This window comes from Rothia mucilaginosa, assembly GCF_049990865.1.
Classification (GTDB): Bacteria; Actinomycetota; Actinomycetes; order Actinomycetales; family Micrococcaceae; genus Rothia; species Rothia mucilaginosa_I.
In genome coordinates this window covers 1,076,084-1,090,376 of the sequence record NZ_CP188231.1, presented here as the reverse complement: position 1 = coordinate 1,090,376, position 14,293 = coordinate 1,076,084, and the positions used below count along the sequence as shown (strand labels likewise).

The window sequence follows — 14,293 nt, the reverse complement described above, 5'->3', positions numbered from 1 at the left end:
CCTTAGATGGAGTCTCAAACAGAGCCCCAGACGGAGCCTCAATTGGAGCCTTAGAACTCACCCACGCTCAGGATCTTCAGCACCGGGTACCCCGCCTCATCGGAGGCCGCCAAATCAACCTCGGCACGAATACCGAAGTCAAAGTTATCTTCGGGGTCGGCGAAGCTCTGCTGAACCTTCCACACGCCCGGATGCGCGGCGGTGTCCTCATCCATGCTGACCAGGCGAGGCGAGCGCGCATCGGCGTCCGTGTAGATGTCGTCGTAGGTGTCGAAGTAGTCGTCCATGGCGTCCGCCCAGCGGTCGGCATCCCAGCCGCACCATTCGTCCAGCGCGCCCAGGGCACGGTCACGCTCCTCAGCGAAGAGCTCCACACGGCGGAACAGGGCGTTGCGCACCATCACGCGGAAAGCGCGCAGGTTCTTCGTCACGGCGGGAGGCTCTTCCTCCTCGATGGAGGCGTGCTCGGCGGCAATGGTTGCGGTGTCTTCGCCGGCAGCCAGCTTCTCCCACTCGTCCACCAGGGAGGAGTCGGTCTGGCGCACGAGCTCGCCGAGCCACTCGATGATGTCGTCGAGCTCGTCGGTCACGGCAGAATCGGGGATGGTGTGGCGCAGCGCCTTGTACGCGTCAGAAAGGTAACGCAGAAGCACGCCCTCGGCGCGTTCGAGCGAGTAGTACTGCACGAAGTCGTTGAAGCCCATCGCGCGTTCGTACATGTCACGCACAATCGACTTGGGGCGCGGCTCAAAACGTGCAACCCACGGTGCGGACTGCTTGTAGGTCGTGTACGCCTGATCAATGAGCTCCGCAAGGGGCTGCGGGTAGGTGACCTTGTCCAGCTCGTTCATGCGTTCGGTGTAGTCCACACCGTCCGCCTTGAGCTGTGCCGACAGCTCGTTCTTTGCCTTGCGTTCCTGTGCGTACAGCACCTGGTTCGGCGATTCCAGGGTTGCCTCGATGAGGGAGAGCGCGTCCAGCGCGTAGCTGGGGGATTCGGGGTCGAGCAGTTCCAGCGCGGCGACCGCAAAAGCGGACAGCGGCTGGTTGAGGGCAAAGTTATCCTGCAGGTCCTCGGTCAGGCGCAGGTAGGAGCCGTGCTCGTCAGGGGTGTTGGTTCGCTCAATCACGCCACCGGTCAGCAGCTCCTTGTAGATACCAATCGCCTTGCGCAGCAGCTCGCGGCGGCGCGCCGGGCTCTCGTGGTTGTTCTGAATGATGCGGTACGCGGCAATGACCGGGTTCTCCGGGCGGTGCATCAGGTTCAGCAGCATCGAATGGGTGATGTCGAAGGAGGAGGTCAGCGGCTCCGGGGCGGCTTCTACCAGCTGCTCGAAGGTCTTCTCAGACCAGCCAACGAAGCCTTCCGGCGCCTTCTTACGCTTGGAGGACAGCGACTGGTTAATGCGCTTCGTGTCATCACCGAACTTCGCCTGAGCCTTAGCCAGCAGGCGGGCGTTCTCAATATCGTGCTCGGGTGCCTGAACCACCACGGTGCCTGCGGTATCAAAACCGGCGCGGCCTGCGCGTCCGGCAATCTGGTGGAACTCGCGGGCACGCAGACGGCGGCTACGGGCACCATCAAACTTTGACAGCGCCGTAATCAGCACGGTACGGATCGGCACGTTAATACCCACACCCAGGGTGTCGGTACCGCAAATCACTTTGAGCAGACCCTCCTGAGCCAGCTGCTCCACGAGGCGGCGGTACTTGGGCAGCATACCCGCGTGGTGAATACCGATACCGGCACGCACCAGCTTATTCAGGGCCTTACCGAAGCCCGGACCGAAGCGGAACTTAGCAATCAGCTCGGCGATGCGTTCCTTATCTTCCTTCGAAGCAATAGCCACCGACAGCAGTGCGTTCGCCTGCTCCAGCGCCGCCTTCTGCGAGAAGTGCACAATGTAGACCGGAGTCTGCTTGGTCTGCACGAGCTCCTGCACCGTCTCCTGAACCGGGGTGGTGGAGTAGTAGAAATGCAGCGGAATGGGACGCTCAGAATGCGCCACCAGGTCACTCTCGCGACCGGTCAGCGCCGTCATCTCCTCCTGGAAACGAGTCGTATCGCCCAGGGTCGCGCTCATCAGCAGGAACTGCGCCTGCGGAAGCTCCAGCAGGGGAAGCTGCCACGCCCAGCCGCGCTGCGGGTCAGAGTAGAAGTGGAACTCGTCCATGATGACCTGGCAGAGGTCCGCATCCTTACCCTCGCGCAGGGCAATATTGGCGAGAATTTCCGCGGTGCAGCAGATAATGGGCGCCTCCGTATTAATGGCGGAGTCGCCGGTAATCATGCCCACGTTCTCGGCACCAAAAATATTGATCAGGTCAAAGAACTTCTCAGACACCAGCGCCTTAATGGGGGCGGTGTAGTAGGAACGCTGACCGGTCGCCAGGCCCGTAAAATGCGCGGCAACAGCCACGGTGGACTTACCCGAACCGGTCGGGGTTGCCAGCACCACGTTATGTCCGGCGGCAATGCTCAGAACAGCCTCGTCCTGCGCGGGGTACAGGGTCATGCCGCGGGTCGAAATCCACTCGGTGAATGCCTCATAGATTTCTTCGGCGGTGAGGGGGTTGCCCTTGAAATCGCGTCGATTGTAGTCGCCGGGGTTCTCGCCCAGCGAGGGAGAAAGAAAATTCAAAATACTCATGAGAATTCCAGTCTATCGGGAATAGGGCGGGTGCGGGGGCGTTATCGTTACGAGGGAACAACTCGGCAGGGGCGCGAAGGCGCGTGCTCTAATGCGGGAAACCACAAAGTTCAGGTAGGGTAGAACAAAGCGCTTTAGGTGCAGGCTAGGTGCAGCGATGCACAACCCCGCGCTCAGAAAGTCTGCGTTCAGAAGGTTGAACGCACAGGGTTCTATGCCGCTGGGCTCCACGACGTGAGGCTCCAGACTGTAGGGTGCCAGGCTGTAGGGTTCCACGCCACAGGGCGCCAGACCGCATCAATGACCGCGTAGGTTCAAGTCCGCCGATTGATGCCGGCTTATATTGCGCGGTTGATACACGCCCCAGATACGTTGCACAAAATAACGACACGCCCCACTAATGCACTCATAGTGTTGCGTGCCACATTGATAAAGGAATAGGGTAAGAGAAAGGAGAGACGTTGAATGACTGAATACAACGCTGACAAGGCACAAGAAAACGCTGCGCGTGAAGAAGCTACGCATGAAGAATCCATGCATAACAAAACCACGCAGGAAAAAGCCGCGCAGAAAAAATCTGCACCGGAAATAACCGGCAGCGAACTGCGCAAGGCTGAAGAAGAAGCCCTCAAAAAGCGCCTCGCCCTGCGAGTCACCGCGCCCGGACACAAATACCCCTGGCACCGCTGGGTAATCCCCATCCTCGGAGAAACCACCGCAGGCATCGGCGCAATCCTGATTCCCGTCATGGTGGGTCAATTCATCAACCAGCACATCGCTGGCAAAGCCCCCGACGCCTGGCCCATGTTCTGGGTCGTCGTCGCCGCTATCACCTTCATCGTGATTAACGAGTTCTTCGGCTGGGGTACCTCCATGACTCTCAGCGCTGAACTCGGCCGCGACTGGCGCGCCTACATTAACCGGCTCATGGGACGCACCCGCACAACCGTTGACGCGGGTGAAGCAGTCACCGTTATGAACAAAGACGTACGACGTGTTACCAACGTCTACTTCTCACTGCCGCTATTCGTCGAGGCCATAATCATCGCATCCCTCGGTGCCGTGCAACTCTGGCTCATCAACCCCGTCACCGCGGTCGTTACCCTCATCGGTACGCTCATTGTGGTCGGCGTGATTGCCTGGTACTCGTCCTTCCTCGAATCGAAGATTGGCGACTACCGTGAGAAGGATGGCGAAGCCTCCTCGCGCGCCTCCGACATCGCCACCGGTCTGCGCACCATCGCCGGCCTGGGCGCTGAAGAGCAGATGCGTGAACGCTACCACCGCGGCACCGACGAAGTCTTCGATAGCTACATGCGCTACGAAAAGACGCACCGCTGGATGTACCTCATCCGCGCGCTACTCGGCGGTGCCGTGACCCTGCTCGGCATCGGCTTCGCCCTCACCGGCCACGTCGAAAACGGCCGCTGGGTCTCCGACACCCCCGCCGCGTCCCTGGTGACCGTCGCCTCCATTATCTCGATGATGGGCGGCCCCATCTGGATTACCCAGAACTTCCTGACGGAATGGCGCTACGCCAAGATTGCGCTCGCCAAAATCGCCCGCCTCGAAGGTCACGCGGGCGTGCGCCAGGGCGTGCTGAAGAAGCCGCGTACCGACGAAGAAATGGCGCAGCTGGCACGCGCCGAACAGGCGGCCGAGGCGAGCACCCTTGAGGTGCCCGTACCCGTCGCCCCCGCCGGTGCCAGCAACCCGCGCATCGTGTACGTCAACCCGCGCGACTACAACCTCACCGCGCAGGACTACGCCGAGGCGCTCGCCCGCACCCTGCGACGCGGGGGAGAGGACCTCAAGGACGCCTCCGGCCGCCGCGTGCTACTGAGCGAACCGAACCCCATGATTTTCGCGGGAACCCTGCAGGAGCACCTGCGCCTGGGCACCGTGCCGAACCCTGATGAGGAGCTGGCACAGGCAAAGGACCAGGAGCTGCTGAAGATTACCGACTCCCGCGAAATCGCCTACCGACTGGGCGGACGCAACCCCGAAGACTACTTCGCCGCCCGCATCACCAGTGAAGGCGCGAACCTCTCCGGCGGTCAGCGTCAGCGTCTGGCACTCGCCCGCGCGCTCGCACAGGATGCGCAGGTGCTTATCCTGACCGAGCCGCTGAACTCCGTGGACGAACCCAGCCAGCGCTACATCTACGACGCGATGGAAACCCAGGTCGGTAGTGACCGCCTGCCCGTCGGCTACCCCGGCCTGCTGCAGGATTTGGAGCAGGTCTACGTTGTCTCCACGACCGCGGAGACAACCCGCCGCATGGAACGTGACGGCTACCCAGCCGCCGACTCGGAAACTCTCTCAACCACTCAGAATCAGGAGGTGAACTAGCATGGCAAAGCAGCTTCCCATCGAAACCCCCGCCTACGTGGCACGCCGCATGTGGAACTACCTCGTGGCGCATAAGGGGCGCGCCCTCTACACCTTCGTCATCTACATGGTCAGCACCCTCATGGGCGCGGTGGTGCCCCTGCAGATTGGTGCCACCGTGGACGACGTGGTGGCAGGCAAGTTCTCCAGCTACCCGTGGCAGCCGATTCTGATTATCCTGGCGGCGTTCATCGTGCAGGCGATAACCCTCATGGTCTCCTCGTACAGCGCGGCTCGACTGGGAGCGCTCGTTACCCGCGACACCAACCAGGACACCCTCGACGGCACCCTCGACCTGGATGCACGCACCGTGGAAGAAGCAGGTAGCGGCGACCTGCTCACCCGCGTGACCGACGACCTGTCCTCGGCAGCCAAGTCCGTCAGCGAGGACCTGCTCGGCGCAATCTACGTGCTGCTGTACTTCCTGATTTCCACCATCTCCCTGGCGTTTGTGAGCCCCGCAATGGGTCTGATCATGCTGCCCATGATTGCCGGTCTTGCCCTCATCATGTCGAAGATGCTGCCGCTCATGGCGGCACGCAACCAGACCGCCCAGGAGTGCGTGAGTGACCTCAACAGCGTGCTGACCGAGAACATTCGCGGCACCTCCACGATTCGCGAGCTGGGCGTTCACGCCGCCCGTGAAGAGGTTTTCTCCGCTGAGAACAAGGAACGTTTGTTTGGCGCGCAGCTGGGCATGGTGCGCATCCGCCAGCTGTACTTCACCGTGGACGCTATCAACTCCTGGATGCCCACGATTCTGTGCATGCTCTGGGGTGCCGCCTGCGTGGCTCTCGGCTGGGCAAGCTGGGGTGCCGTAGCGACCGCCTCGGTCATGGTGTTCAGCCTGCGAGTCCTCACCGACATGCTGAACCACCACGTCAGCAGCCTGCGCATCATGCTCGTGAACATGGGCCGCGTGTTCGGTGTGGTGTCCTTGGCGAAGAAGCAGCGTGAGGCGCGTGCACAGCACCGTGCCGAAGCGTTCTCCGCCGTGTCTGATGAAGCCGTGAAGAACCCGGAGTACGCCATTGACTGCTCCCAGGTTTCGTACGGCTACTCGCCCGACGCCCTCGTTCTGGAAGACATCACCCTGAAGATTCGTCGCGGTGAAGCGCTCGCCCTGGTGGGCCGCTCCGGCTCGGGTAAGACCACCCTGGCGCGCCTAATCGGTGGTTCGCTGACCGCCCTGGACGGCACCATTAACGTGATGGGTCGCCCCGTCGGTCACGGCGATTTTCCGACCGATGCCGCCGCTGACGGCCGCCCGCGCCTGCTGGTCTGCACCCAGGAAGCGCACGTCTTCTTCGGTACTCTCGCCGATAACTTTACGGTGGTCGTGCCGGATGCAACCGTCGAGCAGATGGGCGAGGCGCTGGACGCTGTCGGTGCCCGCTGGTGGCGCGACCTGCCGCAGGGCATGGATACCGTCGTCAGCGGCGCGGATTCGCCTCTGACCCGCGACCAGATTCAGCAGCTGGCACTGGCACGTATTGTGCTGGCTGACCCGCACGCCGTGATTCTGGACGAGTCCACCACCCAGCTGGAGCTCGCGGACGCCACCGAGTCTCTGCGTGCCGTGCTGGCGAACCGTGCGGTGCTGATCATTTCGCACGATGCGCGTATCGCCTCCCTGGCTGACCGCGCGGTCCTGCTGCACGAGGGCAGGATCATTGCGGAGGGCTCACCGGCAGAGATTTTCGCCCTGACCTAAGCCCGGCGGATATGCCCGACTGATTTACTCGGCGGATAGTGCCCGGTACTGCGTGAAGCGGTGCCGGGCACTGCTCTTTAATGGGCGAGTTCTGGGTGGGGTGTGCGCTGAAACCTGCGCTGGAAAAGCCGCGCCGGAGTGGGGGTGTAGCAACACAATGCTCAAACGAAAATTTCGGAGAGATTCACTTGCCGCCCGCAAAACTTTCAGCTCCTGAGAATCGTTGTGATAACCTGGCAGAGCGATATGGGGTGCCTTGAGACGCCCGCAACCCGCCCAACACCAGCCCACCCCGCCCAATGAAGGGTATACGGGGCATACGGCACAGTGGGCGCACGAAACGGCGTCAGAACACTCAAGGCTGAGAGAATCACCCATTGAACCTGCTCTAGTTCGAACTAGCGAAGGGATTATCGATCATGGCAGAGCAGCCTACCGCGCCCGCGTGCGCACCCACCAACCCCTCAACTACCTCCAACTCTGCACCCGGCGCGAGCGCCTCCGGAACTCCCGGGGCACCTGGGACCTCTAGGGTGCCGAGGGTTCTGTCCATTGCTGGAACCGACCCCTCCGGCGGTGCAGGTATTCAGGCGGACCTCAAGTCCATTACCGCATCCGGCGGTTACGGCATGTGCGTGACCACCTCACTGGTCGCCCAGAACACCTGCGGAGTGCGCGAAGTATTCACCCCGCCCCTGGAATTTTTGACCGCGCAGCTTGCTGCCGTTTTTGATGACGTCACGGTTGACGCCGTAAAAATCGGCATGCTCGGCGACGCGGACACGATCCGCACCGTCAGCACCTGGCTGAGTGAGCACCCCGTGCCCGTGGTCGTGCTCGACCCGGTCATGATTGCTTCTAGCGGTGACCGCCTGCTGCAGGCGGAAGCGGAGCAGGCGCTGCGCGACCTCGTGCCGCTCGTGGACGTGATTACCCCGAACATTCCGGAGCTTGCCGTGCTCTGTCAGAAGGAGCCCGCCCAGACCTTTGATGAGGCGCATGAGCAGGCGGCGAACCTTGCGGCGGCGACTGGAACCACCGTGATTGTGAAGGGCGGCCACCTGTGCGGTCAGGACGCCGGTAACACCGCGGTCTTCCCGGATGGCACCTGCGCGCACGTGCGCACCCCGCGCCTGGAGAGCCGCAATACGCACGGCACCGGATGCTCCCTGTCCTCCTCGCTGGCGACCCGCCTGGGCGTGGAACTGCTCCAGCACACCGAGGCCGCAGGGCACACCGAAGCCGCAGAATCTTCTGAGGGCGAGAAGAATACTCTGACCAGCGAAGACACCTACCGCGCCCTGCAGTGGAGCACCCGCTGGCTCCACGAATCCATTGCCGCAGGTGCCGGGCTGCAGGTCGGCTCCGGTGAGGGCCACGGCCCGGTGGACCACGCCGCCCGTGCCCGCCGTCTGGAGGCTGCCGCCTCCGCGTACCCGTGGCATCACCTGCTCGCCACCACCGACTCTGAGGGCAATACCCTGGACGGCACCAGCCCGGAGCGTCTGCTACCGGTCAGCCCCGTACCCGCCGGTGAAGCCGTCGTACAGCCCGCCGGTCCTTGGACCGCCGCCCTCTGGGCAGCCGGCGGCGAAACCTGGCACCAGATCCTGGACCTGCCCTTCGTGCGTGCCCTCGGTGACGGCACCCTCGACGAGGACCTGTTCGCCTTCTACCTGGACCAGGACGCCCTCTACCTGCGGGATTATTCGCGTGCGCTCGCGACTCTCTCGGCGCGTGCTGATACCGCTGAGGCGCAGGTGCACTGGGCGGCCGGTGCGCACGAGGCGATTGCCGCCGAATCGCAGCTGCACGAGGGCTGGTTGGCGAACCGTGCGCGTCTGGGTGGTCCCTCGCCGATTACGATGGGGTACACGAATTTCCTGCGTGCCTCCGCCGCCGGTGAGGATTACGTGGTCGGTGCCGCGGCGGTCCTGCCCTGCTACTGGCTGTACGAAGAGGTGGGCGCTGTGCTCTCCTCGCAGAATCACGCGGACCACCCGTACGCGGAGTGGCTGAGCATGTACGGTGGCGAAGAGTTCGCCGCGGATGTGGCGCGTAGCCTCGCGGAGGTGGAGCGTGCGTTTGAGGCGGCTTCACCGGCTCAGCGTGTGCGTGCGGCGCGGGCGTACCTGTCGGCGTGCGTGTATGAGCGCGAGTTCTTTGACCAGGCGCACCGAGCATTACGTTAGTTTGCTGGGCGCTGCGCTAGCTGACGGGCACTGCGCTAGGGGTTGCACTGTAGCCAGCTCGCCGGTGCTTGAGGTACCGATGTTTTAGGCGCCGATTCTGGGCTGAATACCGCCCCGGCATGGTGCGAGATGGGTGATTGATGCTTCACTCAAACTGCCGCTGGTTCGGGGCGCGTGCCGGTTATGCTTAAGGCGTCGGTGAAAACCGTTTGCGGTAGGATTCCGGCCCTCACCCAACTGGCTGATGTACCTGCCGCGCCCGCACCTCTACGGTGTGTAGCCGACCTAGGAAAGTTTGGCCCGCCGCAACCACCTCATCCAACCCCCGCGGCGGGCCAAACGCCTTCCTTCCCGGTGCTTTTGTGTCGGGGCTCCGCTTGAAAGCATTCGGCTTGAAAGTGTTTCGCGTACAAATCCCGCATAGAAATATCCCGTGCAGATGCTCTCATCTGCACGGGATATTTCTATGTTTCTCGCGGCTGCGAATTAGCCGCCGCGGCGGGTACTTCAGGCTAGTACATCAGGGAAGGGGAGTAGCCTACTTGCTCTCGCCCTTGAGCGCGCCCACGAGGGGGCCAATTACGTCCATGGGCAGCGGGAAGACCACGGTCGAGTTCTGGTCGGCGCCCAGCTCCAGCAGGGTCTGCAGGTAACGCAGCTGCAGGGAGGCGGGGGACTGGCTCAGAATGTCGGACGCTTCCTTCAGCTCGCTCGAAGCCTCCAGCTCACCGCGTGCCGAAATGATCTTTGCGCGGCGCTCACGCTCAGCCTCAGCCTCACGAGCCATGGCGCGCTGCATAGCCTCGGGAATCTCAACGTCCTTAATTTCGACGAGCTCCACCTGAATACCCCACGGTTCGGTGCGCGAACCGATGATGGAACGCAGGTCCTCGTTCAGGTCCTCGCGGTGTGCGAGCAGGGTGTCCAGGTCAACGCGACCGAGCAGGGAACGCAGGGTGGTCTGCGCAATCTGGCTGGTGGCAATCGGGTAGTTCTCAACCTCAAGCACAGCGTTCTTGGCGTTGGTCACGCGGAAGAGGACCACGGCGTTCACGCGGGCGGGGACGTTGTCCTTGGTGATGACTTCCTGCGGGGGAATGGTCAGGGTGATGACACGCATATCAACGCGCTGCAGGGAGTCAACGAGGGGGAAGACGACGTTCAGGCCGGGCTTCAGCTCCGAACGCAGGTGACCGAAGCGGAAGGAGATGCCACGCTCGTATTCGGGGATGACGCGGAACATACGAATCAGAATAAAAAGAACAATGACGGCAACTGGGATGAGGATAGTTGCCAAAGTGACGGGATCCATGGTTTTCCTTCACAAGTATTGGGGGAGGACGGTATGTGTGCCCACCTGCCCGCGCCTCATACGGTGCAGGTAGTAGGGGGTGCCCGGTACCGGGCTGTGTGTGGGGGAGTTGAGGGAGGGGAATTCTCCGTCCCGGCGCACGTCGCGGCGGGTCGGCGCCCCGGCGGCACCCCGCATGGAAAACTCAAAAGAGAAACCCACACGGGGTAGCCGCCGAAGCTAACAGACGGGACCAGCCAGCCGGTCAGCCGCCGGAACGGAAAAACCTATGCAGCGCTATTTCTTCGCCATTTCCTCCGCGGCCTCAACCTCAGCCAGGTTCTGCTCCTGCAAGACCTCGTTCGTGGTCTTGTGCAGTCGCTTAACCGAGGTGCCGGTACCGCTCCAGGCGGGGCGGTCCGGGTCGAGGGCAGAGGTACGAACCGGCAGGGTTGCATCCGCAATCATCTGCTTGCGGGTCTGCTCGGTACGGCGCTTACGCTCATTCGACACACCACCCCACTTCGCCGCGAAACGATCCATCTTCACGTTCACCGACTCATCAGCGGTGGATGCGTGAATATGCTTCGGATCGTTCTCGAAGTTCGCGGGGGAACGCATGAGCTTCACAGCCAGCGGGTAGGTCAGCGACAGGCAGACCACCGCGGCGGCACCCTCCACCAGAAGCTCCAGCGGGGAGTGCCAGACGATGGCGGCACCAATCAGGGTGACCACACCCAGCAGCGAGACAGCAACCGCCAGCCCGCGGTGGAAACGACCCGACTCGGAGTAGGGCCATTCGTCCACTTCGCGGGTGAGCTCGCGACCGTTCGCCGAGACGGTGCAGCTGTCCTTAATCGGGCAGGTGTTGCACACGCTGGGCTTGGCGCGGTAACGCATCACTCGGTTATCCGAGTCGAATGCGGTCGCCCACAGCCACTGGTCTTCGGGGCAGAGCCACGCGTCGCTCTCTTGGTGGTAGGTGAACCCGAAGGTTCGCGCCGCCACCATGCGCTGGCTGGTGCGCTTGGCGAGAATATCGAAGCCCCAACCCACGGCGACCAGGCCGAGCGCGTACACGCAGGCCAGCCACACGAGGAAAGAAACTCCAGCAATCTGCTCAGGCATGGTTAGCCTCGACGATCGCTACGGTAGGGGCTGGTCTGCTCGGGCAGCTCCTCGGCAGCCTTAGCGCCGGCGAACTCTGCGATGCGAGCGTCCTCAACCACCTCGTACAGCGGCGGTTCGGGCAGCTCCAGGACGGTTTCCTTAGCGTTCTTGGAGAAGATCTCCTTGATACCCAGCAGCGCCAGCTTGATCAGCGGGATGATGCCGACCAGGAAGATGACGTCACCGGGCATACGCATCCAACCCATCACGGCGGAAGCACCGTCGTGAATGAACGCGAAGGAACGAGCCTCGTAGTAGCCCTCACCCACGGACTTGTACAGCTGAGCAATACCCAGCGGCAGCAGCGAGATGAAGGACATCCACAGCAGACCAATGTTCAGAGTCCAGAAGGAGAACTTCAGACCCTTCTCAGGCCACTTGTTCTCCGGGAGCAGGTAGCGCAGACCAAACACCGCGAACGCGATCGCGAGCATACCGTACACACCCATCATGGAGGCGTGTGCGTGGTTTGCGGTCAGCGCGGTACCAATCTCGAAGTAGGACACGATCGGCAGGTTAATCAGGAAGCCGAACACACCAGCGCCGAGGAAGTTCCAGAAGCCCACAGCAATCAGGAACATGACAGCCCAACGATGCGGGAAAGGCTTGGTACGGTTGGAGTACTGGCGAGCACCCAGCTGCATGAAGCCCCACGCCTCAACGGTCAGGAAGGTCAGCGGAATAACCTCAGCAGCCGAGAAGAACGCACCGAATGCCATCTGCTCGGAGGGGGTACCGACGAAGTAGGTGTGGTGCAGAGTACCGATCACACCACCGACGGAGTAGAGCACGGCGTCCATCATGATGATGGAGATCGCGATGCGCTCGCGGACCACGCCGAGCAGCACGAAGATGTACGCCACCATGACGGTGGTGAACAGTTCGAGGAAGTCCTCCACCCAGAGGTGAACCACCCAGAATCGCCAGAATTCGGCAACGGTCACGTGAGTACGCTGACCTGCGAGCAGGCCGACCGCGTAGAACATGGGGATGGCGAGGCCGGAGAAGAGGAACAGCCACGGCAGGGAGGTCTTCTTCGAGCCCTTCAGACGAGCGGAGAGGGTACGCCAGACGATGACGATCCAGATGAACATACCCGCGGTGAGCAGGATCTGGAAGAATCGCGGCAGGTCCAGGAACTCCCACTGCTGCGAGAAGAAGCCGGTGAGTTCCTTGGGGATGAGGCCCTTCTGAGAGAACCATTCGTTCAGCAGCGAGCCGAGGACCACGAAGACCACGGCGCCGATGAGAACGTAGGTGAGCAGACCCTGCTTCTTGGGTTCGCGGCGGGTAATCAGCGGGGCGATGAAGATACCGCCCGCCAGGAACGCGCCTGCGGTCCAGAAGAGGGAGAGCTGAAGGTGCCAGGTTCGGGATACCGTGTAGGGCAACAGCTGGCCCATGTCGATACCGAAGAATCCGGTGAGTTCTTCACGGTAGTGCTCGGTGAGCGCACCCACCAGAGCCTGCAGCAGGAACAGCACCAGGATCGTTGCGAAGAGCAAGCAGGCTGCCTTCTGCGAGGGGGTCAGGCGAACTTCGTCGGGCTGACGGAAGTCGAGGACGGGTGCCTCTTCCGCGTGCCAGCCGATAGCGCGGGACCAGCGGCCGTAGATGGCGAACATCAGACCGGTACCACCGATGAGGGCAATCAGGGAGAGTGCCGACCAGACCATCAGATCCGCGGTGGGCTTGTTGTCCACGTTGGGTTCGGAGGGCCAGTTGTTGGTGTAGGAGTAGGGCTGGTCGGGGCGGTCTGCCGCCGATGCCCATGCGGTCCAGCCGAAGAATGCGACGATGTCGTGCAGTTCTTCGTCGTTCTTAATGGCGTTGGGGAACAGGCCCTGCGAGGTGTCACCCTTCATCAGGGTTTCGCGGTAGTGCTTGAGCATGAGCTGGTAGCCCTTGGTCTGACCAGCGGACCAGGTGATGGTCTTGGTGTGCTCGTCGTACTTGTTCTCCTTGCGCCACTCGTTCTTGACGAGTTCGCGGGGGTCCTGCTTGCCCTGCTCACGGTACTCCTTGACGGCGGCATCGGTGGTCAGGCGCAGGTATTCTGCAGTGTAGTCGGGGCCGAGGTAGGCACCGTGACCGAGTACGGATCCGTACTGCTGCAGGCCGCGTCCCTGGAACAGTTCCTGACCGTGCAGAATCTGTTCTTGGGTTGCGATAGTTTTGCCGTCATTGCCGACAATTTTGTCGGGGAGCGGCATGGAGAGTGCGTAGGTGCGCATTGCAAGGACTGCCATGATGGTGAAGCCCAGGAGCATCACAAACGCAACAGCCTGTACCCAGCCTTTTCCGGCATAGGCACCGACCGTGTCTGAGCGGCGGGCAATCTTTGCTGCCTGCGCACGCGAGACGGGTTTTGTAGCCATAGTGTATGTCTCCAGTGTGCGTGGAATTTGTATGTGGAGTGGCTCCGACGCACATCCGCTGGAGGGGCGGCTCACTATGTTCGGGGTGAATCGTCCTTGAGGGAGGTGCGACAGCCCACCCTGCCTTTTATTCTTGCATATTAAATACGCATTTACGAAACTTTGCTGACGTAGCGTCACAATGTGACGCGGCTACTTTTCTGGAAAATCTGCAATCACACGGCGGAAAACCTGAAATATTACGTTGAGGTTGAACCCTTAGCTTTCGCGCTGCCGCCCTGCGCTACCTCACCGCCTGTAACGGAGGGGGAGGCGAAGGTTTCGGTGTTCCGGGGCGTTCTAGGGTATTCCAGGGTGTTCCGGGGCGTTTCGGGGCGGAAGCTATGCAGGCTGGCGCATCCCAGCATGTGGAAGGGGAGCGCGGCACCCCTCACGTTCCTACACCCGGGTGTGGAATAATAAAACCCGGTACTACTAAACACAGTACAAATTTTTTTCAGTACAGA

The 14,293-nt window shown here is 61.9% G+C and carries 7 protein-coding genes; 3 read left to right on the top strand and 4 right to left on the bottom strand.

Annotated elements, in window-relative coordinates:
- Positions 1 to 50: 50 nt before the first annotated feature.
- Entirely contained in the window at positions 51 to 2,651 is a 2,601-nt protein-coding gene (locus tag ACP3RB_RS04300; RefSeq protein WP_426699543.1) for a DEAD/DEAH box helicase, read from the bottom strand.
- Positions 2,652 to 3,116: 465 nt separating this feature from the next.
- Here ACP3RB_RS04300 and ACP3RB_RS04295 point away from each other — a divergent pair, with 465 nt between their 5' ends.
- The 3 genes from ACP3RB_RS04295 to ACP3RB_RS04285 all read left to right on the top strand — a co-directional run bounded on the left by ACP3RB_RS04295 (position 3,117) and on the right by ACP3RB_RS04285 (position 8,948).
- A complete protein-coding gene (locus tag ACP3RB_RS04295) occupies positions 3,117 to 5,003 on the top strand; it encodes an ABC transporter transmembrane domain-containing protein (RefSeq protein WP_426699542.1) in 1,887 nt (628 codons plus the stop codon).
- Between the two features lies 1 nt (position 5,004).
- On the top strand, positions 5,005 to 6,756 hold the full coding sequence (locus ACP3RB_RS04290; RefSeq protein WP_426699541.1) for an ABC transporter ATP-binding protein: 1,752 nt from the start codon (positions 5,005 to 5,007) through the stop codon (positions 6,754 to 6,756).
- A 419-nt stretch (positions 6,757 to 7,175) separates the two neighbouring features.
- Positions 7,176 to 8,948 (top strand): bifunctional hydroxymethylpyrimidine kinase/phosphomethylpyrimidine kinase, encoded by a 1,773-nt coding sequence (locus ACP3RB_RS04285; protein ID WP_426699540.1) that lies wholly within the window; start codon positions 7,176 to 7,178, stop codon positions 8,946 to 8,948.
- Between the two features lie 538 nt (positions 8,949 to 9,486).
- Here ACP3RB_RS04285 and ACP3RB_RS04280 read toward each other — a convergent pair.
- The 3 genes from ACP3RB_RS04280 to ACP3RB_RS04270 form a co-directional block, all read right to left on the bottom strand.
- Positions 9,487 to 10,260 carry a slipin family protein gene (locus tag ACP3RB_RS04280; RefSeq protein WP_005506196.1) on the bottom strand — a complete coding sequence of 258 codons (774 nt, stop codon included), beginning with the start codon at positions 10,258 to 10,260 and terminating at the stop codon, positions 9,487 to 9,489.
- Between the two features lie 276 nt (positions 10,261 to 10,536).
- Positions 10,537 to 11,367 (bottom strand): transposase, encoded by an 831-nt coding sequence (locus tag ACP3RB_RS04275; RefSeq protein WP_426699539.1) that lies wholly within the window; start codon positions 11,365 to 11,367, stop codon positions 10,537 to 10,539.
- Positions 11,368 to 11,369: 2 nt separating this feature from the next.
- Positions 11,370 to 13,787 (bottom strand): nitric-oxide reductase large subunit, encoded by a 2,418-nt coding sequence (locus tag ACP3RB_RS04270; RefSeq protein WP_426699538.1) that lies wholly within the window; start codon positions 13,785 to 13,787, stop codon positions 11,370 to 11,372.
- Between the last annotated feature and the right edge of the window lie 506 nt (positions 13,788 to 14,293).